The organism is Glaciimonas sp. Gout2 (assembly GCF_035018905.1).
Taxonomy (GTDB): Bacteria; Pseudomonadota; Gammaproteobacteria; order Burkholderiales; family Burkholderiaceae_D; genus Glaciimonas.
In genome coordinates this window covers 1-240 of sequence record NZ_JASJXA010000155.1, presented here as the reverse complement: position 1 = coordinate 240, position 240 = coordinate 1, and the positions used below count along the sequence as shown (strand labels likewise).

The 240-nt window shown below is 50.4% G+C and carries 1 protein-coding gene; it reads left to right on the top strand.

The window, feature by feature from the left end:
• The coding region (locus QN379_RS23570; protein ID WP_323507785.1) for a hypothetical protein at positions 1-235 on the top strand (235 nt) is incomplete at its 5' end.
• Positions 236-240: the final 5 nt, after the last annotated feature.

Below are 240 nucleotides of genomic sequence, written 5' to 3'. Positions count from 1 at the left end.
CTTGAAGTTGCAGGCGCAGCCACCTTTGACGTTGTTCTTGAAGTTGCAGGTGCAGCCACCTTTGACGTTGTTCTTGAAGTTGCAGGCGCAGCCACCTTTGACGTTGTTCTTGACGTTGCAGGCGCAGCCACCTTTGACGTTGTTCTTGAAGTTGCTGTTGAAGTTGACGTACTCCGTCATGGACGCTGCCAAGTATTTCAGCTGTCAGTCGGGAATTGTTGGAAGACATGTTTGAGCGTA